At 45.9% G+C, this 23586-nt stretch carries 14 protein-coding genes; 2 read left to right on the forward strand and 12 right to left on the reverse strand.

Features of this window, described 5'->3' with window-relative positions:
* Window positions 1-59: 59 nt before the first annotated feature.
* From V1358_RS01975 to glk, 6 genes are all read right to left on the reverse strand, one after another.
* On the reverse strand, window positions 60-1736 hold the full coding sequence (locus V1358_RS01975) for a sensor histidine kinase (RefSeq protein ID WP_347392422.1): 1677 nt from the start codon (window positions 1734-1736) through the stop codon (window positions 60-62).
* A 233-nt stretch (window positions 1737-1969) separates the two neighbouring features.
* Window positions 1970-2974, reverse strand: coding sequence for a type I glyceraldehyde-3-phosphate dehydrogenase (gap, locus tag V1358_RS01980; protein ID WP_347392423.1), 1005 nt, complete (start codon window positions 2972-2974; stop codon window positions 1970-1972).
* 18 nt (window positions 2975-2992) lie between these two features.
* Entirely contained in the window at window positions 2993-3613 is a 621-nt protein-coding gene (gene eda, locus V1358_RS01985) for a bifunctional 4-hydroxy-2-oxoglutarate aldolase/2-dehydro-3-deoxy-phosphogluconate aldolase (RefSeq protein WP_347392424.1), read from the reverse strand.
* Between the two features lie 26 nt (window positions 3614-3639).
* The gene (gene edd / locus V1358_RS01990) at window positions 3640-5499 is read right to left on the reverse strand and encodes a phosphogluconate dehydratase (protein ID WP_347389219.1); all 1860 of its coding nucleotides are present in this window, start codon (window positions 5497-5499) and stop codon (window positions 3640-3642) included.
* A 297-nt stretch (window positions 5500-5796) separates the two neighbouring features.
* Window positions 5797-6834, reverse strand: coding sequence for a LacI family DNA-binding transcriptional regulator (locus V1358_RS01995; protein WP_347389218.1), 1038 nt, complete (start codon window positions 6832-6834; stop codon window positions 5797-5799).
* 17 nt (window positions 6835-6851) lie between these two features.
* Entirely contained in the window at window positions 6852-7862 is a 1011-nt protein-coding gene (glk, locus tag V1358_RS02000; RefSeq protein WP_347392425.1) for a glucokinase, read from the reverse strand.
* Window positions 7863-8209: 347 nt separating this feature from the next.
* Here glk and V1358_RS02005 point away from each other — a divergent pair, with 347 nt between their 5' ends.
* On the forward strand, window positions 8210-9235 hold the full coding sequence (locus V1358_RS02005) for a LacI family DNA-binding transcriptional regulator (protein WP_347389216.1): 1026 nt from the start codon (window positions 8210-8212) through the stop codon (window positions 9233-9235).
* A gap of 60 nt (window positions 9236-9295) precedes the next feature.
* Here V1358_RS02005 and V1358_RS02010 read toward each other — a convergent pair whose 3' ends face one another.
* The 6 genes from V1358_RS02010 to V1358_RS02035 all read right to left on the reverse strand — a co-directional run bounded on the left by V1358_RS02010 (window position 9296) and on the right by V1358_RS02035 (window position 21268).
* Window positions 9296-11683: a glycoside hydrolase family 15 protein gene (locus V1358_RS02010; protein WP_347392426.1), complete on the reverse strand. Its 2388-nt coding sequence runs from the start codon at window positions 11681-11683 to the stop codon at window positions 9296-9298.
* A 10-nt stretch (window positions 11684-11693) separates the two neighbouring features.
* On the reverse strand, window positions 11694-13187 hold the full coding sequence (locus V1358_RS02015; protein WP_347392427.1) for an MFS transporter: 1494 nt from the start codon (window positions 13185-13187) through the stop codon (window positions 11694-11696).
* A complete protein-coding gene (locus tag V1358_RS02020) occupies window positions 13180-15018 on the reverse strand; it encodes an alpha-amylase family glycosyl hydrolase (RefSeq protein WP_347392428.1) in 1839 nt (612 codons plus the stop codon). Before V1358_RS02020 ends, V1358_RS02015 begins: the two co-directional genes overlap by 8 nt.
* An 83-nt stretch (window positions 15019-15101) precedes the next feature.
* A complete protein-coding gene (locus tag V1358_RS02025) occupies window positions 15102-16916 on the reverse strand; it encodes a glycoside hydrolase family 13 protein (protein WP_347392429.1) in 1815 nt (604 codons plus the stop codon).
* Window positions 16916-18409 (reverse strand): tryptophan halogenase family protein, encoded by a 1494-nt coding sequence (locus V1358_RS02030; RefSeq protein WP_347392430.1) that lies wholly within the window; start codon window positions 18407-18409, stop codon window positions 16916-16918. Before V1358_RS02030 ends, V1358_RS02025 begins: the two co-directional genes overlap by 1 nt.
* Before the next feature lie 60 nt (window positions 18410-18469).
* On the reverse strand, window positions 18470-21268 hold the full coding sequence (locus tag V1358_RS02035; RefSeq protein ID WP_347392431.1) for a TonB-dependent receptor: 2799 nt from the start codon (window positions 21266-21268) through the stop codon (window positions 18470-18472).
* A 655-nt stretch (window positions 21269-21923) separates the two neighbouring features.
* Between V1358_RS02035 and V1358_RS02040 the strand changes: the two genes are divergently transcribed.
* Window positions 21924-23540: an alpha-glucosidase family protein gene (locus V1358_RS02040; protein ID WP_347392432.1), complete on the forward strand. Its 1617-nt coding sequence runs from the start codon at window positions 21924-21926 to the stop codon at window positions 23538-23540.
* Window positions 23541-23586: the final 46 nt, after the last annotated feature.

The raw sequence follows: 23586 nt of genomic DNA on the forward strand, positions 1-23586 counted from the left end.
TATGGAAAAACGAATATACAAATCTTAACGACTGTTTCGTATATATGCAATAACGTATATTAACTATTCACCTTACTTGGTATAAAGCTAATATGAACGCTGAGGCCCTTCGGACGCAGGTTTTGTAGAGTAATTTGGCCTTTGAGTGTCGTTTTCACAAGGTTATAAACGATAGCGAGCCCTATCCCTGTCCCGCCTTCGTTGCGTTTGGTAGTGATAAAAGGCTCAAATGCCTTTGCTTTAATGACATCTTCAATTCCGGGGCCATTATCGTCGATATAAAGGTGAACAACGCCATTTTCAGAGGTAACTCGAATCGCCACTTCTAAGCGATTTTCTTCTTGAGACGCATGCAATAAACAGTTGCGCACGCAACAGGTAATTATCTGGGTGAATGCACTTACTGATGCGGTAATTGTCAGTTGCTCATCGGCATCAACGATAAAGGATGCCTGTGCGGCGTCCACTTCACTTTGCAAACTAGCTAATACATTCTCTATCGTTGATTTAACAGCAAACTTCACTTCAAGGTTGCTGTCATTGTGCGCAGACATAAGTTTGAATGTATCAATAAGCTGGGCACTGCGGTACAAATTGCTCTCTAACAGGGCCAACGAACGCTCAGCATTGTTTATCAAGTTAGTCAGAGTGTGCTTTTTCAATTGCCCTGTCTGAAAATCTGTCTTGAGCAGTAAAAATTGGTCTTTCAGCACTGAGTGACTTGTAATAGCAACGCCAATAGGTGTATTCAACTCGTGGGCAAATCCGCTGACCATACTGCCAAGGCTGGCCATTTTCGCTTCTTCGATTAACTTTTCTTGTGCCTCACCGAGGCGTTGCAGTAACTCTTCTATGAATGCAAATAATTGATCGATATCGCGTCCAAGCAAGGCTATTTCATCTTTACCCTGCAACCCAGTACGAAATGAAAAATCTTCTTCGTTCATTACTTTAGCTATTTGCCCGTGTAGCTTTGCCAAAGAGTTTGATACTCGAGCGCTTAATAAGTGTAAAAACACCAACAGCAACAACGCGATTACAGCAACAAGGGTCAATACACTTGCATTGGCCATCAGTGCGTCATCAATACGGTTTTGGGTATAACCCAAGGCTAATTTTTGCGAGGCGGTTTCAGTTTTCAATTCCTGCAAAGTCATCTGCAGGCGCAATCCTTCGTCTTGATGCACACCCAACAAGTTATACGCTGCTATAACATCGGCAAACAGTTGGCCGTATTGAGAGATCAGTTCAATTTGCTCCTTGTCACCTAACTGCTGCAAATGAGTGATAACATTGTCGTAGTGACGCCTATGTAGCTCCAAATACTGGTCATCAAAGCGCAATAAAAAATCCTTTTCCCGACGACGCATTTCGAGGATTTGAGTGTTCAAGTAAGTATCTTCACCCTTGTTGGCGATGGCTTGAAGCTTGTGAATTTGTTTGCGAAACTCCCCTGTCAGTCCCTGGTTTTCGCTAAGTCCTAAACGGCGCAACAAGGCCTTTAACTCATTCAGCTGATCGATATAGGTCTGTACGCTATTGGTCACCTCTTCTACCAAAAGTTTTTCTGTGTCATTCACAGTATTCTGGCTAAGCATTATTTGGTGTTGCCAATAGTAGGCAATGTGCTCTTCTAATGATTTAAGTGAGGTTACATCGTGGTTTAGCAGAAATTCGTTTTTGGCGATATGAAGATAATCGATTGCGCGTTGGTGGTCATGCAGCTGCGCCTGCATTTTTGTCAAGCTTCCCAAGCTCATATAAACATAGGAGGTAGCGGCAATAAGGCTTGTAACAATAACAACGGATGTACCGGTTATCCAATAAACAAAACGGCGTAATTTCAACGTGCTAGCATCATATTGTATTTATATACAAAGCATAGCTAGGATTAGGAACAAAGCAAAAAGTTAGCGACATAAAGTAAAAAAAGCCGCTTAAAGCGGCTTTTGATTTAACAACAATGGAATTATAAGAACTTCGCTAAGTTCTTAACTTGATCGAGCATACGATTTGAGAAGCCCCACTCGTTGTCATACCAAGCCATTACTTTAACCAACTTGCCATCTACTTTTGTTTGTGTGGAATCAAACACAGATGATGCTGGGTTGTGGTTAAAGTCGATAGAAACCAGTGGTAACTCGTTGTATGCCAATACTTCTGACATCGCGCCTTGAGCCGCGGCTTTAACTACTTCATTCACTTCCTGTGCGGTTGTGTCGCGTTTAGCGATGAAAGTTAAATCAACGAGTGACACATTGATTGTTGGTACGCGTACGGCCATACCATCAAGTTTGCCAGCAAGCTCAGGCAACACTAAACCAACCGCTTTAGCAGCACCGGTTTTTGTTGGGATCATAGACTGTGTCGCGCTGCGTGCACGGTACAAATCTGAGTGATATACGTCAGATAAGTTTTGGTCATTGGTGTAAGCATGGATTGTAGTCATACTGCCTTGCTCTATACCAATCGCATCATTAAGCGCTTTAGCAACAGGCGCTAAACAGTTGGTGGTACATGATGCGTTTGAAATGATAGTGCTTTGCGCATTAAGGACGTCGTCGTTCACACCATGAACAACCGTGGCATCCATATCTGTGCCTGGTGCTGAAACGATCACTTTTTTGGCACCCGCTTCAATGTGCTTTGCGGCTGCTTCGCGCGATGTGAATAGACCTGTACATTCAAGTACGATATCTACATTGAGCTCTGCCCAAGGTAGGTTAGCTGGATCGCGTTCTTGTACTAGCTTGATTTCATCATTGCCAATCAGCATCACATCATCTTGTAAGCTCACTTTTTGTGAGAATTGACCGTGTACTGAATCAAATTGCGTTAGATGCGCATTTACGTTAGCTGGCGCCAAGTCGTTAATGGCAACGATCTGAATATCTGTATTTTGACCTGACTCATATAATGCACGTAATGTATTGCGACCAATACGACCATAACCATTAATAGCTACTTTAATCATTTTAACTGTCCCCTATCACTATTTAAGTTGGCTGGCTTGACGTGCGAGTTGCTCAATAGCTTGCCAGTCCTGTTGTTCAATCAATGTTTTATCAAGCATCCACGTACCACCTACACATACAACGTTATCAAGCGAGAGGTATTGCGGAGCTGTTTCTAGGCTGATGCCACCTGTTGGGCAAAATTTAACCCCTGGTAATGGGCCACCAATCGACTTCAACATCGCTGGGCCACCCGCCGCTGCCGCTGGGAAAAACTTCAAAAAAGAGAAGCCACGCTCCGCGAGCCTCATTACTTCGCTTGGCGTGGCCGCTCCGGGCAAGAAAGGGGTGTCGCTTTGGCTTGCCAAAGCGAGTAGTTCGTCATTAACACCAGGGCTAACCATGAAGTCTGCGCCAGCTTCGATTGACGCATCAAACGTTGCTTTGTCGATTACCGTACCCGTGCCCACATACGCTTCTGGTACCGCTTGCTTCATGACCTTTACCGCCTCTGCTGCAATTGGTGTACGAAGGGTGATTTCTAATGCGCGTAATCCGCCGTTAAACAGCGCTTTCGCTAACGGCTCTGCATCTTCCAGTCGGTCAATAACAACGACTGGAACAACAGGTGCTGATGTTAAAATTTGTTCAATAGACATGGTGTTATCCTCATTCCCAGCGCGTTTTATTGTTCGTAGGCTGGTGCAAACGCACTAGCACCTAAATCAGCACTGCTTACTATGTTTCTGAATCCAGCAAACAACTCTCGACCAGTGCCGAACGTCGCGCCTGTGTGAACGATTTCAATTTCACGCTGCGCAAGCTCTTCATCGCTTACATGCAGCTTCAATACACCTTTTGGTGCATCTAAAGTAATTAGATCGCCATCTTTAATCTTAGCGATAATGCCGCCTTCCACTGCTTCTGGTGCCAAGTGAATAGCTGCAGGTACCTTACCTGATGCGCCAGACATGCGGCCGTCAGTGACAATCGCGACTTTGTAGCCTTGGTCCTGCAGGGTTGCCATCACAGGTGTTAATTTGTGAAGTTCAGGCATACCTTTAGCTTTAGGGCCTTGCTCTTTGATCACGGCAATAAAATCTTGGTTTAATTCGCCTCGACCAAACGCAGCTTGCAAACTTGCTTGGTCGGAAAATACTTTCGCAGGAGCGCTAACAACTTGGTGCTGCTCTTGCACCGCTGATACCTTGATTACCGCTTTTCCTAGGTTGCCACTGAGTAGTTGTAATCCACCACTGCGATTGAATGGATTATCTGCTGGACGTAGCACTTCTTCATCATGAGATGATTCTGCACACGCTACCCACTTCACTTTGCTAGGACCTGTGCTATCTGAAACAATCAGGTTTACATCATTATCTAAGCGCGGCTCGGTGGTATATGCCTCAAGGCCATCACCTAGAATGGTTTTTACATCAGTGTGCAACAACCCTTTTTCGATAAGTTGCTTCATCAAGAAACCCATACCACCCGCAGCTTGGAAATGGTTTACATCAGCTGAACCATTTGGATAAATGCGAGTAAGCAGTGGCACAACCTCAGATAAATCAGACATATCTTTCCAAGTCAGCTCCACGCCTGCTGCTTTAGCCATCGCCACGAGGTGAATCGCATGGTTAGTCGAACCACCCGTCGCAAGTAGACCAATCAAGCCATTGATAATGGTTTTTTCACTGACCACTTCGCACATTGGTACAGCATCTTTGGTGTCGATTAACTGCTTCAACATGGTTTGTACAGCGTGCGCAGTTAGACCATCACGTAATTCTGTATATGGGTTTACAAACGAACTACCTGGAAGGTGTAACCCCATGATTTCCATTAGCATTTGGTTTGAGTTTGCGGTGCCATAGAAGGTACATGTACCGGCGCTGTGGTAAGACTCACTCTCCGCCTTTAACAACTCTTCGCGACTAACCAAGCCTTGTGCAAACTTTTGACGTACACGTGCTTTCTCTTTGTTTGGGATACCAGAAGGCATAGGACCTGCTGGTAAGAAGTACACTGGTAGGTGGCCAAATGATAAAGCACCAATAACAAGTCCTGGGACGATTTTGTCACACACGCCCAAACAGAACACGCCATCGAAAACATCGTGTGACAACGCGATTGCTGTGGACATGGCGATGACATCGCGAGAAAACAATGATAAATCCATGCCATCACGACCTTGGGTCACGCCGTCACACATCGCCGGCACACCACCTGCTACTTGGGCGGTGGCATCATATTTTTTGGCAATATCTTTAATTAAATCTGGGTATTCTTTGTAAGGCACATGCGCTGAAAGCATGTCATTGTATGAATTGATGATGGCTAGGTTTGGTTTTTCGTCGCCGCTTAAGCGTGCTTTATCATCACTGCTACATGCAGCCATTACATGCGCTAGGTTGCCGCATCCGATCCCTGCGCGAACACGCTCTTGTGACTTCGCTTCTTCCATGCGGGCCAAATAAGCTTGGCGGCTCGCTTTACTGCGCTCTATAACTCGTTCGGTCACTTCTTTAATACGCGGATGCAACATAATTCTGCTCTTTTCTTGCCATTAGGGGATAAAAGGCTCAGCACTTCAGTACAGACTCCGGCGTACTGAAGTACCGAGCAGCTTTGATTTACCCGTTCAAAGGTACGCTGCCAACTTGTCTCTCACAACCAAGCTGACACCGGTGTCAAGGCTATTTACTCACACCTCTGACACCGGTGTCAAGCCTTGTCTTAAATTTAGCTTAAAAAAATTATGTTGCGAGTTATTTACCGAATAAAAACAAAAAACCAACACCGAGGTGTTGGTTTTTAATTCCGTGCAATTGGGATATTTAATTTAGATTTTGGGTGCCGCGGTCGATTCACGGCAAATAAGTTCAGCCTCAAGCGTTATCTGCAGTGGTCCTGAATCCTCTTCATTTTCTTCTGAATCAGATTTGTTGATTTGTTCAATAAGGTGACTCACCGCCAAACGCGTCATGTCTTCAACCGGTTGCGCTATGGTGGTCAAACCTGGCCAAATATGACGTGCGATAGGCGCATTATCAAAACCAGCGATGGAGATATCGTCTGGCACTTTTAGATCCATTTGCGTTGCTGCTTTTAAAACTGCTGCTGCCATGTAGTCGTTAGACGCAAATACCGCTGTCGGTCTAGGCTCTAAATGGAGGATTGTTTGTGCACTGTCCGCGCCTGAATGATAAGAGAAGTTACCCTCTTCCACCAAACGCTCTTGATAGGCAATATGATGTTGTTCTAATGCGCGACGATAACCATTAAAGCGTTGTTCGGTTGCACTGTGATCTGGGTGACCTTTGATGAAAGCAATATCTTTGTGACCCAGTTCAATGAGTAATTCAGTAATTTCATATGCACCCTGCTCGTCGTTACTACGCACCGAGATAGACTCATCGTCCAATTTCACGGACGCAACGCGGGCAAATGGCACATTCTTTCTACGCAAAAAAGCAACGAGATCAGCATGGTCCGAAAACGGTGGCGTTAACACAAGGCCGTCAAGACGAGAAGTTTGTAGTAGCTGCTCAATATTCTCAAGCAGCGCTTCGCCGCGCAGTTCACAAGGGTGAATCAATAAGTTAAAGCCGTGCTCGTGGCACGCTGCTAGCGCGCCACTTTGCAGCCGGGTGATATAGCTCTTCGAAGGATTATCATAAAGGCACGCGATGATGAAGCTACGATTACGTGCTAACCCGCGAGCAATTGGGTTCGGTGTGTAATCAAGTTCTTTAAACGCCTTAAGTACTTTTTCCCGAGTGGTATCACTTACATTCGGCTCATTGTTTAGCACGCGTGATACTGTCTTTTTCGACACACCAGCATAAGCAGCAACACTGTTTATAGTTATCTTTTTCATGTTTAGCTGGTCTTTCCTCAATTCTGCCCTTGATGAATACAAGCGGCAGCACCAATAAATGGTATGTGTTCTTGTCGCACTAAGGTGACAGGGATCTGATTGTTATACTGCGACATTACACCTTTGGCAATAAATCGTTCAGTAAATCGGCTATTTAGCAAACGTTCCTGCATTCGCGGAAGAATACCACCGCCGATGTATACCCCTCCGAGCGAACCAAAACTCAGCGCGATATCACCTGCGACACTGCCAAGCCAATCACAGAAATGATTCAAGGTTTGTTCTGCAATAATACATTGATTAGTTTGCGCAAGCTCAGCGATTTGCGCTGCGTCAATATCGTTAACAACCTTGCCCTGTACCTTGGCCATTGCTCGATATAAACGGGCAATACCTGGGCCTGCAAAAACATTTTCAACAGATACGTGTTGCAACTCGTCACGCAATACAGCGTGCAGTTGGCGGTCTAATTCAGTCACAGGCGCGAGGCTGATATGGCCGGCCTCACAGCTCATGATGGCTTGATTGCCTTGAGAGCGCACTAAACATGCCGCACCAAAGCCTGTACCAGGACCAAACACTGCGATATTGGCATTTGCTTGGGCAATACCTTGTTTCACGCAGATATTATCTTTTTCACTTAAATAAGGAGCGGCATAGGCAAACGCTGCAAAGTCGTTGATGACTTGCAGGTTTTCAAAACCAAAGCGCTGTTTTAAGGCTGTGACGTTAAATTGCCAACCAAGGTTGGTCAGCATCACTTCTTCGCCTTTTACTGGCCCGGCAACTGCAAGGCATGCTCTGAGAATTTGAGGAGAATTGATATGAGCCAAATACGCATCGACCGCATCTTCAAAAGAGCGAAAGTCGCAGCTTGGAAAGGTGTGCTGATGATCAATAACGAATGCATTGTCGCTATTTTTGTAATCGGTAATAAGCGCAAAACGCGCGTTTGTGCCGCCAATATCAGCGACTAAGATAGGTGAAAAAGCCACCTTGTTACCTGCCTGTGTACTTGATGAGCTCATTGTCTTTTCTCTTCTTGCTTACACCTAGGTCAAGATTACACAAAGCGTTTATTCGCTTTCATGTACCATTGACTTACTAGGCATAAACTTATTAAGTTTATGTTAGCAGTTATTTTTTTCGCGCTACTGAAAAAAATGCTGCCCGGGCAGCGGGCAGCTAAACCGTTTTGTGACAACAAAATGATAAAACGTCGACATTATGACACCGGTGTCAGGGTTCGATCAATAAAAATTTTCAGTTCGCTTCAATTTTATTGCTTTGGATCCGTTGAAAACTGCCCTATCCTCTCGAAAATAAAGGATAATGCGGTTATCGCTGAGCGTTGCTCGCAACTTTGAGGAAACATATGAAAGGTAAAGCGACATCTTTTGACATTGCTCATTATGCAGGTGTGTCCCAGTCTACGGTGTCACGCGCCCTGCGTGGTAGCCCACTGGTGAATGAAGAAACACGACGTCGGGTTGTCGAAGTTGCGCGTAAGCTCAATTACAAGGTAGATAAAAACGCCAGTAATCTGCGCGCACAGCAAAGCTCTACTCTCGCTGTATTGCTATTTGAAGACCCAACTTCTGATGAGTCGCAAATTAACCCATTTTTCCTATCAATGCTCGGCTCAATTACGCGTGCCTGTGCCAAGTCAGGTTATGATTTACTCGTTTCTTTTCAATCCACCAGCAACGACTGGCATGCCGACTACGCAGAAAGTCATCGTGCTGATGGCATTATTCTGCTCGGTTACGGCGACTATATAGATTACCAGTCAAAGTTTGACCGGCTCATCGACAGCGACACAAAATTTGTATGTTGGGGAGCCAACGTTGAAGGAAGACCTGAACTTACGGTTAGTTGTGACAACGCAGCAGGCGGCGCTTTAGTAGCCCAACATCTCATCGAATTAGGACGCACAGACTGTGCCTTTATAGGCGATGCATCTCATCATAGCCCTGAGTTCAGCGCGCGTTTTAATGGCTTCGAGGCACGATTACAACAACATGGTGCCCATGTGAGTGAACGTAAAATGGCAACTGCCATTTCTACAGAAGAGTCAGGTTATCAGGCAACCAAATCATTACTGGCGAACAACATTAAATTTAACGCTTTGTTTGGTGCCAGCGATTTAATCGCCATCGGTGCTATCCGAGCTTTGCAAGAGGCTGGCTTAAGAGTCCCTCACGATGTATCTGTAGTTGGCTTTGATGACCTAGCTGTAGCGCGCTTTTGTACGCCTCCACTTTCAACAGTACAACAAAACACAACGCTTGCAGGACAAATGCTGGTAGCCAACTTATTAAACCTTATCGCTAACAAAGAAGTCGATGTAGCAAACAGCGTTTTGCCACCGCAATTGATTGTGCGCCAATCAAGCAAGTAATTTTCCCGATACCATTAAAAAGCCGCTCTTCATAGGAGCGGCTTTTTTGTATTTGCGCTGTTATTTAAGCTTTTGCTCAACCAGCGGGTAATGATCCCATACTGCTTTGTCGTTGAAAGAACGCAATAATTTGACGTATTCCGCATGCGTCCAAGCCAAAGGCGTCGCTGAATTGGTACCTTGGCCCATCTCGTAGCCAAATGGGTTCACCCCCACTCCATCCCATACTTGTTCTGGCAGCATCATACCTTTATTAGCAAAACCTTCCATACCGCGGACATAATTGTATTTAATGTCTGCAAACTTCTGCTGTGCTGCTTGGCCATCGAGTAGGTTTGCTGCTGCAATCTCATAGTGGCCACGCTCACCAGTAAAGAACGGCCACACTCGACCACGCTGACCATCGGTATTTGCACCATCTTCAGCATAATTAGTGCCGCGCTTTTCATCTTCGCCGTAACCATCATTACCGTAACGACGCCAACCTGGGAATGCTTCGCCCTGCGCGTCTGTGAAGGTGTATTTCACGCGCAAGTTTTCCTCTAAAGTTTGGTCATCATATTCAGGTAAGGTTGCTGTAATAGCCTCATTATCCGCCGAACGTACACCATAACGAACAAGCTCTAGGAAACCACCGTCGAGGATCTGCTTCTTATCCATACCTGCGCGACCATTGTTGGACGCAAGTTGCGTGTCAGCGTTGGTATTGTCGTCTTGCGCGATACGCACAAAATAACGACCATCTGCACTTTGCCCCTTGAGCGTGCCCTTAGTAGTGAACATTAGCTTTTCAACATCGCTATTGTAGCTTTTTGCTATAGCCAAATAACGCTCTGCATTTTGCGTATCACCGCTCAGTGATGCAATCTCAGACGCAGATACAAGGCCGGCGATAACCGCTGCGGTGGTTGAAGGTGAATAGCCCGCTTGCTCTTCCCAACGCTCTTGTTGTGTGTAAGGCGGCGTGATTTGTGTGTCATTCCACAAAATTTTTGCAAGGCCACCATCAACAAGGAAATCTGCAGCCGGCTTGAGCATGTCTCCATACCATTTGACCAGCTCTTCTTTGCTCAGTACATCTGCTTGATAGAGTTTCCAAGCTAACATAATAGGCATAGCCGTTTGGTCTAGCTGAACACCCACCCACTCAAGCTCACCATCAACGTGCGTCTTTTGTAAGAACCAACCGATGTCACCTTGGTTTCCTGGGGTGCTTTTACGTACTTGTACTTTAGGCAAGTAGTTAAATGCGGCTTTAGCGGTGTCATTGTCTCCCATAGCGAGAAACGCCATCGCTACTTGATAGAAGTCACGCACCCACACCGCTTTGTAACCTGTGTGTCCCTGCTCAGCTTTTACAGTGTCACCCCACGGGTTAGACAATGATGCAATGAGGGCGCCAGCATAGGTCTTGTCTTCTTGTGCTTTGAGCACAAGCGCACTGGTATTTAGGAGCTTGCCGCCATCGGCTGTTGCTGCGTATAACTGCGCAACAGATAAGCTTTGCAAGTAGTCTTGCCAGCCAATATGGGCACCGTCACCATTAAAATGCGCTAAAACCTCATCATAACCGCGCGCGAGTGTCTTTTGACCTTCTGCCAGAGCAGCTTGCTCCGTTGAACCATAGCTCAACACCAGATCAAATTGTGTATCCTCTTTGATTTCGCCTAACGTGGCGCTCATGGTCACGTTACCCGTTTGCTCACCCGTCGTCGCATACGAGGTCATCGCTGTGCCACTGTTTAATTGGGTTAAGCGGTCACTTTTACCAAAGAAGCCTACTGACGGCTCTGCCAACGCTTGCGCACTTTGCAAGCTCAAAAAATGGGTACCTGCACTTGATGCTATAAGCGCATTTCCAGCAACTTTGGCGCTGTCATTCAAACCATCATTGTTGACATAGGGATTAATTTGCACATGGGCAGTTAGACCGGGTTTGCTCGCTTCAAATCGCGCACGAACCATCAGCGTTTGCGCGTCTGGATCGGTAAAAATATCTTTGATAATACGAAAACGACCTTGCGGATCTTCGCTGGTAACGCGATATGCCAGCGATAAAGGGCGGCCATTTTCATCGGTGCTTAAATACTCGACGGTATTGTTCAGACCCTGCTGTTCAGCAACAACAAAGTCTTCACCGGTGACGATAAACTGCATATCACGGATTTGTGCTTGGTGAATTAAACCAAACATGGTTTCAGTGATCATGCCTTTGGCGAGAGAAAACCACACCTTGGACACTGTGCCTGTCGCGCTGTTATCCGAATACTCACCATTGCTATACGCTTCGTAAGATGTACCAATACCAGTTTTACCGGAGTAGGCCCAAAACGGTGTGTCGCCCGGTGCACCCGGTGCTACTTGGGCTGTCGATTGCGGCTCCGCATTATTACAACCACTTAACCCTGCCGCCAACATGGCCGCTACTATTGAATTAAAAACTTTCACTGCGTTCCCCTTATTCTTTTACTAACTTAACGCGACTGACTGCAATAGCGCCTAGCACAAATGAGATGCCGCCAATCACTAACGCAAAAATAGGTTGGTTATCGAATCCATATTTCAAAATTAAACCCAGAATACTCGCTGCGAGTAGCTGTGGAATGACGATAAAGAAGTTAAAAATACCCATGTACACGCCCATTTTTTTACTTGGTAACGTGCTTGACAGCATGGCGTATGGAAGAGACAAAATAGAGGCCCATGCGAAGCCAATACCGACCATAGGCAACATTAACCAGCTTGGGTCTTTGATAAACAAGAAACTAACCAGTGCGGCAGCGCCAAGCACAAGATTGACAGCATGGGCGATGCGAATGCCAAATCGCTTAACCATTACCGGGATAATCAAAGCAGCAAGCGCTGCGAAACCGTTGTAGGCAGCGAACAGTACCCCAACCCAGTCAGCGCCATCGTTATAGGCTTTTGAAGTTACATCCAAGGTGTCATAATGGTAACTCGTGACTGCCGCGGTGGTGTAAATCCACATAGCGAATAATGAGAACCAGCTAAAGAACTGTACCCACGCCAACTGGCGCATTGCACTTGGCATAGTGAATACATCATATACCACTGCGTAGAAGCCATTTTTGGTATGCTGGTTACTCTGCTGCCACAGCGCGATGCCCTGTAACAGCGCAAAGGCGACAAGACCAGCACCTAAAAGATACAGTTCTTTTTCAAGCGACATGCCTGTGACGATAGCAATGATGGCAATCCCCACCGCACCGCTAATGGTCATAGTACGGGTAAAGTTAATGGCAGTCTTTGTTTCTTCTGTTTCGCTTTGCGCTGATTCGCCATCAAAGGCAGCAAGTTCTTCAGGGCTGTATTCTTTGGTGGTAAAGACCGTCCACATCACGCACACAAGCAAGAACACACCACCGATGTAAAATGCATATTGCACCGACTCTGGGATCACCCCCGCGGATGCGGTGTTACTAACATCAAACCAATTCGCTAGTACCCAAGGCAAACTAGAAGCAACAACCGCACCTACGCCAATAAAGAAGCTTTGCAGCGAGTAACCTAGGGCGCGTTGTTTGTTTGGCAGGTTGTCCCCCACCAAAGCGCGAAATGGCTCCATGGTGACATTGATTGATGCATCCATAATCCACAGCATACCTGCAGCAACCCATAAGGTTGGTGAATTTGGCATTACAAATAAAGCGGCTGTAGTGACAATCGCACCATAGAAGAAATAAGGACGACGACGACCCAAGCGACCCCAGGTTTTGTCACTCATATAACCAATAATGGGCTGTACGATTAGACCCGTAAGCGGCGCCGCGACCCATAGAATTGGGATATCATCAATGTTAGCACCTAAGGTTTGGAAAATACGGCTGACGTTGGCATTTTGCAACGCAAAGCCAAATTGAATGCCCATAAAACCTAGGCACATGTTCCAAATCTGCCAAAAGCTAAGATTCGGTCTTTCAATATTATTCATGGCTATTGCCTCCCAGAGCTACCACACTGACGCCCTGATAAGGCAAGTTAAGTGACATTTTTTGTTGTAAGAATTCAGGCTCCGCACCAAGTAACGTTTTGCCTGATTTAACACCTTGAATATCCAATTCCACAGCCAATGGCTGCTGGGCAAAATTGGCAACCACTGCAATTCGTTGCTCACCAAGCACACGTTCGAAGCTAATCACGCTATCGGGTTGTGAGTTAGGTAACTCGTTTAATTCGCCACCAACAATTGCCGGTAAGGCATTGAGCTTCATTAAATCAACATAGAATTGACGTAATTGACGCTGTTCATCAGTTAAACCGCCACCATCGAATTTGCCATTATTCATCCACGCTTGGTGCGCTGGCACGCCGATGTAGTCAAAGATGCTGGTGCGTGTTGGTGCGCCAAACCCCGCATGTTCAGAACCATCTTCACCCACAGTTTGGCCAAAATAAATCATGCTAGGTGAGCGCCCCACCAAGGTAGATACCGTCATCGCTGGTTTGCCCCAGTTCATATCACGAGCAAAGTCAGGGCTAGCGATACGCTGCTCATCATGGTTTTCTAGGAAGTGCAATAAATGCTGTTCTATGTCTAACACCTGCTTATGACTTTCTAAAACCGCTGTCGCTGGCTGTTTACCTTGGATAACCCATTTCAATGAGTCATAAAACCCTACTTTATCGTACAGGTAATCCATTTTTCCTTGGTAAATGTAATCGCGGTAAAGATCAGGGTTATAAACCTCAGCTAGCAGAAACGCATCGGGATTAGTCATTTTGATGGCCGAGTTTAAAAAGCTCCAAAACTCCACTGGCACCATCTCTGCCATGTCATAACGGAAACCATCAACGCCTTTACTCAGCCAATATTGGGTAATGTCACGAAATTTGTACCAGCTATCAGGTAATTCTTTGTCCTGCCAAAATGCATAATGCGCGCGGTAGTCTAGATTGGCGTATTCTTCTGGTAGTTTTGGAAAATCGTAACTGCCATCCGGTTTAACACCATAATTTACTTTAACCGTTTCATACCAATCATTGATATCGGGTTGTGCTTTACGCGCCCCATTGCCCGTCCACTTAGCTGGGCTTTCGCTGAACTGACCGTCCGCTTTAGGGTGTGGGTCCCCACCTAACACTTGATAATTTTCATCTTGTGGCACAACAAAGTCTTGGCCCACAACATAATAGAAATTGTTATCGCGCTTATATTCCACCGAGGTATCGTCGTTGGCACCAAAATCTTCAATGCCCGGCGGCTTACTCACAGAGTGGTAATCGCGTGCTACATGGTTTGGCACAATATCAATCACCACTTTCATGCCATGCGCATGAGTGCGCTCGATGAGTGCTTCGAACTCTGTTAAACGGTCCGCAGGTTTTGAGGCTAAATCAGGATTAACGTTGTAGTAGTCTTTAATTGCATAAGGAGAACCAGCGCGTCCTTTCACTACATCAGGGTCGTCACTGGGCAAATTGAAGTCGCTGTAATCTGTGACCATGGCATGGTGCAACACGCCTGTGTACCACACATGTGTTACGCCCAGCTCTTTAATACCGCGCAGCGCTGCATCATCAAAATCAGCGAATTTACCCACACCGTTTTGCTCTAACGTGCCCCAAGGCGCATTAGTGGTATTCGTATTACCAAATAAACGGGTGAAGACTTGGTACACCACAGGCTTTTGCAAGGCAACGGTACTGTGAGTTTGCTCCGGCTGTGATACAGAAGACTGGGAAGTCGGCGCTTCAGAACAACCAATTAAGGCGGCTGTGAGTGAACAGGCCAACACGGATAACTTCAACTTGTTGTTTCTCATTGTGTCACTTAATTATCTATTGTTATGACAAAAATATTACGTGCTCCGCCCCTACTTGGGTATGGCGTGAATACGTATTCAAATTATTGCAGCTGCAAAATAAGCGCTTGTTCAGCAGGTACATTAAGCGTGTTGCTTAATGACATCGACTGGTTAGTCAGCAACTCTTTTGCCACTTTCGCCCCGTTCAATACTTCCTTGTATGGTGCTAAATCGAGCGAGCGTGCTGGTCCTTTATTCAAAATAACGAGAATGCGCTCAGATTGATCAGCCCGATGGTAGATATACAGGTCTTGGTCCGGCGCAAAATGCGTTAACGTGCCAGTTCGTAATGCTGAGTGCTGCTTGCGCAGTTGCAGCAGCGTTCTCATATAGTCTTGCATTTGGAGTTGCTGCGGCTGTAAACCTGCACCTGTGAGCGCATCTTGGGTATGCCCTACAAAACCACCAGGAAACTCAATTCGAATATCTCCATGTTCATTGGAGGGCGTATTATCAAGGAGGATTTCTGTACCGTAATACACTTGAGGAATACCCCGTGTAGTCAAGATAAATGCCATCGCCAATTTCGTTTTCCACACAGTTTGGCCCAATTGACTATGAACGCGGCTCATGTCGTGGTTATCAGCAAACACCAGCAAGGAATGTGGGTTTGCGTACATAAAATCATTACCCAAACTTTGATACACCCTCACCCAACCGGTATGCCACCCCGCAGGTTCATTGAGTGCACGCACAAGCGCTCCTTGTAAGGGAAAGTCCATCATCGACTTGATACCACTTTTGAAACCATCTTGATTCAGCTTACCTTGTTGCCAGTAGGCAACAATTCCAGCATTTTCCGTCCATTCTTCGCCAACCATATTGAAATTGGGGTATTCAGCCATTACTGCATGACTCCATCGTGCCATAAAGGTCTTGTCTGAATAGGAGTTGGTGTCAATACGGATACCGCTGAGCCCCGCTTCTTCTACCCACCATATACTGTTTTGAATAAGGTAAGTGCTAAGCTCTGGTACGCGCTGATTTAAGTCCGGCATTGCAGGCACGAACCACGCATCATTGAAATGGTAACGGTCGTACTCACTAGCATGTGGGTCCATCACTGTTTGTCGGCGGTGGTTATTACTGACGAACTCGCCGCCATTGTTAATCCAATCTTTACTCGGTTTATCCTGCATCCACGGGTGATTCGCGCCAATATGATTGGGGACCATGTCCATGATAACGCCAAGCCCATGCTCTTTAGCATCATTAACGAGTTGCAGATATTGCTCATTGCCCCCCATTCTCGGGTCAATACGATACAAATCTGTCATGGCATAACCGTGGTAGGAGCCCTGCGACATGTTATTTTCACGCGCAGGCGTTAACCATAGTTGTGTAAAGCCCATGCTCTGCAAATAATCTAGACGGTCAATGATGCCTTGAATATCGCCACCTCGGCGACCGTCACGGGCATTACGGTCACTTTGTTCTTGCATTTGTGGGTGGTTATCATTGCCAGTGTCACCGTTCGCGAAACGATCTGGGTTGATAAGATACACCACGTCATTACTGTCAAAGCCACGGCGCTGAGCACTGTCTTTTTTACGAGCCTTTAACTCAAAATCAAAGGAATGGTTTGCGTTGGAGATGAAGGTTAATTTACCTGGCTGAGTGTCGGCTCCCAGCGTGAGGTTTAAAAACACGTAGTTTGGGTTATCCAAGCTGTATTGCTGTTTTAATTCTACGCCATGATAAGGCTGTAAATGCCATTTCGCTTTACCGACTTGGTGTTCATGTACCATCAACTGCAGCTCTGGGTTTTTCATGCCTACCCACCAATGCATCGGCGCAATGTCCATCGCCATGATTGAGTTGGAAATAAAAGCTAAAGCAAAAACATAAAAACGCATTAGTTCTTCACCCTTGTTAGGTAATCAGCGTGTGTTGGCATTTGCGCCACGGTGTTGTTGATGAGCGTACGCAAACTACCAAACAACTCCTCACGCTGGGACTGAGATAGTTGCTCCGCTAGAGGATGATGTTGCGCGGGCCTGCAATTTTGACCTAGCATCACCTGTTGCCACGCCACTTCCGTAAATAATTCATCTTGGTGTCTGAACACCGCCCCGGTATCGCTAAACAGCGCTATTTTGTGCGCCAAAGATTCTGGCAGTTCCATATTTCGACAATGGCGCCAAAAATCGCTGTCCGCTCTTTGGTTCAAACAGTAATGTAAAATGATGAAGTCGCGAATTTGCGTCATTTCACGGCTAAATTGCTCATTGAAAGAATGCACCGATGACGTGCATATCCCTTTATACGGAAAGTGTTTAATTAAACGGATGATGGCTGTTTGAATAAGGTGAATACTCGTCGATTCTAGTGGTTCTAAAAAACCGCTGCTCAAACCTATGGCCACCACATTATTTTGCCACTGTTTACGACGCTGACCAGTTTTGAATTTGATAATACGCGGCTCATTGAGCGGTGTGCCGGGTATGTTGTTTAGTAATTTTTCTTTGGCGTCTTCGTCACTCATAAAACGCGAGCAATAGACCAAACCATTACCCATGCGGTGTTGCAATGGTATTTGCCATTGCCAACCACTGTCGTGGGCTATCGAACGGGTGTACGGAACCGGTTCATAGTCACTTGGTAATTCACTTTGTACGGCAACCGCACTGTCACAAGGAAGCCAGTGGCTCCAGTCTTCGAACCCCACACCCAGAGTTTGCTCGATAAGCAAGGCTCTTAAACCACTGCAGTCAACAAATAAGTGACCTTCAACGCGTTCGCCGTTATCCAGCAAAAGCGCACGAACATCGCCATTTTCAGCACGTTCTACTTTGGAGACTTGGGCATCTATACGCATTACACCCATTTGCTCGGCGCGTTCGCGCAATAACTGCGCATATAAGGAAGCATCAAAATGGTAGGCATGCTCAGTGCCAGTCAGTTGGGTGTTGGGAATAGTTTTTAATGGCGCAAAACGCCCTGCTTTGGCGGCCTGATAATTCAGGGAATAATCCCATAATGAGCTGGTGTCGCCATGCTCTTTGGCCGCATGAAGAATATGGTGAAAGTCGCAAAATGGAAATGCTTTACCTATGTTGCCAAAGGCATGCATGTATTTGTCACCGATCTGGCCCCAATTTTCAAACTCAATGCCGAGTTTAATCGTCGCGCTGGTACGCTGGACCATGGTTTTTTCGTCGATACCCAAGGCATTGTTGAAAGCGATAATGGGGGGAATTGTCGCTTCACCTACGCCAACGGTGCCAATATGTGATGATTCTATAAGGGTAATTTGAATGCGTTTAGTGAGTAATTTGGCCATCAGCGAGGCACTTAGCCAACCTGCTGTTCCTCCGCCTAGTATTACTACTTTTTGTATTTCAGCCATCCTCTACTCCTGTGAAAAAGCCCTTGAAATATCAAGGGCTTTTATTACTTCATTTAAGAGTTATAGCTCATACTTGAAGCCTAGCAAATAGGTACGACCATAATCTTGGTAGTCACGTACTTGCAATGAGTTGTCACCTTGCAGTGAAACGAACGGCTCTTCAGTGATGTTCTGAACTTGGAATGTCATCTCTAGACCTTCAAGACCAGCAATTCCCGAATCGCTGAAATCGTATCCGATTTGTGCATCCCAAATTGTCTCACCTTCGATGTTTACTTGGTCAGTTGAGAAGCCAGTACCGTAGATGTCACCTTTGAAGTCACTACGCTTACGCATACTTGTACGAGCCATGAAGCCATGACGCTCGTAGTAAAGCGTGAAGCTTTGAATGCTGTCAGAAAGACCCGGTAATTCGAACTCTTCGCCGTTTGGCATTTCTACGTCTTGCTCAACCGCAGTGTGGCTTGCTAGTAAACCAAAGCCTTCTAACGAGTCAGAGAACAAGTTAAATGGTAATGCTACTGATAGCTCGTAACCCCATAGGTCACCGCCGCCACCATTAATTTTACCAGAACCTGTCGCTGTGCTGTTGGCTGGAATTTCACCCGTTGAAGGGTCAGCAATACCTGTCATGTCTACTTCGTAGTTACCGTCAAAGATCCACTCATTAAGGTCTTTGTAGAATACCGCTGCTGAGAAGTAACCTTCGTCAGCGAAGTAGTTTTCATAGCTGAAGTCAACGCCCGTCGCTTCTTTTGGCTCTAGGTTTGGGTTACCGCCAGATACTGACCAATAGTTACCGTTTTCATCTGGCTGAGTCGCATTGTATGACGCATTAATCGACGCATTCATTTCATCCAAACGAGCGCGAGAAATTGTTTTCGCCGCACCGAAACGCAGTGTTTGCTGCTCATCAAGTGCGAAGTTCAAGTTCAAGCTCGGTAGGAAATGCGAGTAGTCATGGCTAATATCTGTAGGTGAAGCAACCACTAAACCATCAACAACGTTAAATGCATTACCTTGAGAAGATTGCTCTGTACGGACATAACGGAAGCCTACATTACCCGTTACTGGGATTGAACCCACTTCGGCATTGATGTTTGCTTGCACGAATGCCGCAGTCACTTCTTCTTGCACAGTCCATGAGCGAGTTAGGTGCTTAGAATCAGTTAGGCTTTCTTGGAGAAGGTTGTAGTAACCATCAGCAACAAGTGCACGCGTATCATACGCAAGCATGTTGCCCATACCAATAAAGCTCAGGTCCGCTGTGCCTAAACGGTACTCTTCTGGCACAACCATTGTACCTGGGTTGTTAACCGAGAAGTCAGCTAGAGTTAGGAAGTAACCTTCAGAGATTTTAGTCTTTTCACGATCACGGTATGAAATACCGAAGTCGATGCTACTTACGAACGCATTGTCTAATGCTTTGCTTGCTGCTAGCTTCAGAGTTGATAGTTCATCTTCCACTTCAGGTGCGTTGATGAAGCCATCTTGTGCTGTATTTTCCCAAGGCGTGCCTGTTAGACCGTACTCACTGTTAAGTGCAGCGCTGTAACCCCAAGTCAATGGACCACCTAATTGGATTAGGTCGTAGTCGCTGTAATCAAGCTGGTGTGAGAATTGTGCACCTGTGTTACCACCGTTGAAGATGTAACCTAGGTTGTCAGCGATACCGTTTGTATCACCACGGCCTGTACCTGAGTAACTCTCGATACTCCATACTTGGCGCTCTACTTCTGAACGGCTCACATCGAATTCAACGGTCCAGTCATCACTCACCACGTACTCAACGTTGAAGCCAAATTGAGTTAGTTCAGCAGCTCGCTCTTCGTAGTCATTACGTACCACAACACGCTGACCTTCGGTCACTGCACTCGTGATGAATCCCGTCTCTGGGTCTACCGTCGCACTCTCTGGACTGATAGAGCCTTGGCCCCATGCGAAAGGTACTTCGATACCACGAAGGATTTTTTCATCAACGAAATCAACGTAAAGTGCGTCGAATGCCATGTTTAGGTCACTTGTTGGCGCATACTCAAGCACCAACATCGCTGAGTCACGCTCAAGCGTTGATGAACGAACGTACGGCTTAGCACCACCCAAAATTGAGTAAGTGTTACCATCATCAGCTGTAAATTCTGGGTAGCCCCATGAGTTCCAACGCTTTTCTTGGTTTGGAGAACTCATTGTAGTGTAAGCAAATGCAACACCAAAAGTGTCATCTGCGAACTGGTCAATGTATGAAACTGTACCACGGAAGCCTTTGTCGTCGCCGTCTGGGTTCAGTTTATCAAAGCTGGTTTGCTCGTATTGACCGTTAAATTGAATAACTTGCTCGCCTTTGCTTAGTGGGCGAACAGTTTGCATGTCGATAACGCCTGCAATACCTTCAGCTTCGATAGAAGCACTCGGTGTTTTATAAACGGTTACGCCGCTCATAATTTCTGAAGGGTAAAGGTCAAATTCAACGCCGCGGTTATCACTGATAGAAACCTGCTCACGGCCGTTGAATGTCGTCGCACTTTCGTTTTCACTAAAACCACGAACACTTACACGAGACGCGCGGCCATCAAGACGTTGGGCTGTCAAACCAGGTAGGCGTGCGATTGATTCAGCAATTGAAGAGTCAGGTAGTTTACCGATATCTTCCGCAGATACTGATTCTACAACTTCGTTAGCGAAGCGTTTTGTATTAATTGATTCTACAACACTGCGGCGAAAGCCACGCACTTCAATCACTTCTACTTTTTGCTCTTCGGCATTTTGCGTATCGTTCTCTTGTGCATATGCAGCATTGGTGCTGGCAACACCTGCGCTCACAAGCGCTAGGGTTAACAAACTTGGTTTGAACATAGACATACTGTTTTATCCCAATTAACCATAATTAGTGGCCGACGAGGTGAAAGATAGCGCTGCACCAAGTTGGCTCGTGTTGTTGTCACAAAAAATACTAACTCTCGTGATAAATTAATCACAAATTTATGCATACGTATTCAGAGTTATGCAGGCTCATTAAATTTACATTTAAGTTACATAACCAATAGCATCATATTAGGCACAGCGCCATGTTGCGCGCCCTTCAGCTATGTAGAAATTAATCTTGCATTGACAGGCAATTATCCAATGCCGTTTCTACATGGGTTGTTAACAAAATATCTTGCCTTGATGCATTTAACGAAATAACCGTCTTCTTTTAATAAATACATACAAAACCACTGTTAATTGGTCTTACCAATTGTTTGGTGATGCACATTGGTGCGACATAGCACATCAAGCGCCCTATTTTAGTGCACCTGCCCAGAAAGACTTGTGTCCATACAAAATCACTAGTTTAACAATGGTAAACAAATTACTACTGCGTGATATGACTAAATTACGTCGTGATGTACCCCTGTGGCGCATAACTTTTGCATACGTATACACAATGCATACGTATGCAGTTCTTTTACAAGCGTTTACACCATGCCTTATTCTTTTGCCTGTACAACAAATATAAGTTCATCTGGAGTGACACATGGCGAACCCACAATGGTGGAAAGGTGCGGTTATTTACCAAATTTATCCACGTAGTTTTCAGGATACGAATGGGGATGGTATTGGTGATCTGCGTGGTATTATTAACCGCTTAGATTATATCAACGACTTAGGTGTCGATGCCGTATGGATTTCGCCTTTCTTCAAATCGCCCATGAAAGACTTCGGTTATGACATCAGCGATTACCGTGATATCGATCCTATCTTCGGCAATTTGAATGATTTCGATGAACTAATCGCCGAAGCGCATAAGCGCGATATAAAAATCATTATTGACCAAGTGTTGAGTCATACATCCGATCAACACCCTTGGTTCGTTCAAAGCCGCCAAAGCCAAGATAATGAGATGTCTGACTGGTATGTCTGGGCAGATGCGAATGAAGACGGCACGCAACCGAATAACTGGCTATCGATCTTTGGTGGGCCGGCTTGGCAGTGGGAACCACGCAGAGGTCAATACTACCTGCACAACTTCCTAACGGAACAACCTGATCTAAACTTCCACAATCCAGATGTGCGTAAAGCCGTACTAGATAACGTCGAGTTTTGGCTGAAAAAAGGTGTTGATGGCTTCCGCCTAGATGCGATTAATTTCTGCTATCACGATGCGCAACTGCGCGACAACCCGGCTAAGCCAAAAGAAAAACGCCAAGGCCGTGGTTTTAGTGAAGACAATCCTTACGCTTTCCAGTATCACTACTACAACAACACACAACCCGAAAACCTTGAGTTTATGCGCGATATTCGCGCGCTATTGGATAAGTATCCGGGTACTGTTGCATTGGGTGAAATTTCTTCTGAAGACTCACTGGCAACAATGGCTGAGTACACCTCGGGTGGTGACAAGTTGCACATGGGTTATAGCTTTGAGTTACTGACCAATGATTACAGCAGCGAATACATCCGTACCACTGTTGAAACACTCGAGTCTCGCATGCTCGAAGGTTGGCCGTGTTGGGCGTTTAGCAACCATGACGTTGAGCGTGTGGCGAGTCGCTGGTCATCAGATAACCAAGTAAAGCCTTTGCAAGTAAAAATGCTCACTGCCCTTCTTGGTTCTCTACGCGGCAGTGTCTGTATGTACCAAGGTGAAGAGTTAGGACTTGGTGAAGCAAGCGTCGCATTTGAAGACTTACAAGACCCTTACGGCATTACTTTTTGGCCAAACTTTAAAGGGCGTGATGGTTGTCGTACACCAATGCCATGGAGTCAACAAGACAATGCTGGCTTCAGTGACGCGAAACCTTGGTTGCCGGTGAGTGACACACATACGCAACGCAATGTAACAAGCCAACTAGCAGACGCAAATTCTACACTTAAAGCTTACCAAGAGTTTATGCAATGGCGTAGAACACAACCAAGCTTAATTGAAGGCGACATTCGCTTTATCGATACGCCAGAGCCTGTGTTAGCGTTTGAACGTAGCCACCAAGGTGAAACCGTACTGTGTTACTTCAATCTCAGTGAGAGTGCGGCTGAGATAGCCCTACACAGCACACCTAATGTTATTTTGGACTCGCTGAGTCACGTAACAGGTTCACTAGAAGGCAACACACTCACTCTTCCTGGTTTTGGTTGTTGGTTCGCAACGATTTAATTCCCTTGTCATTAGAGACATCTCAAGCACTCTTTATAGAGTGCTT

Source organism: Pseudoalteromonas pernae (assembly GCF_039831865.1).
GTDB lineage: Bacteria > Pseudomonadota > Gammaproteobacteria > Enterobacterales > Alteromonadaceae > Pseudoalteromonas > Pseudoalteromonas pernae.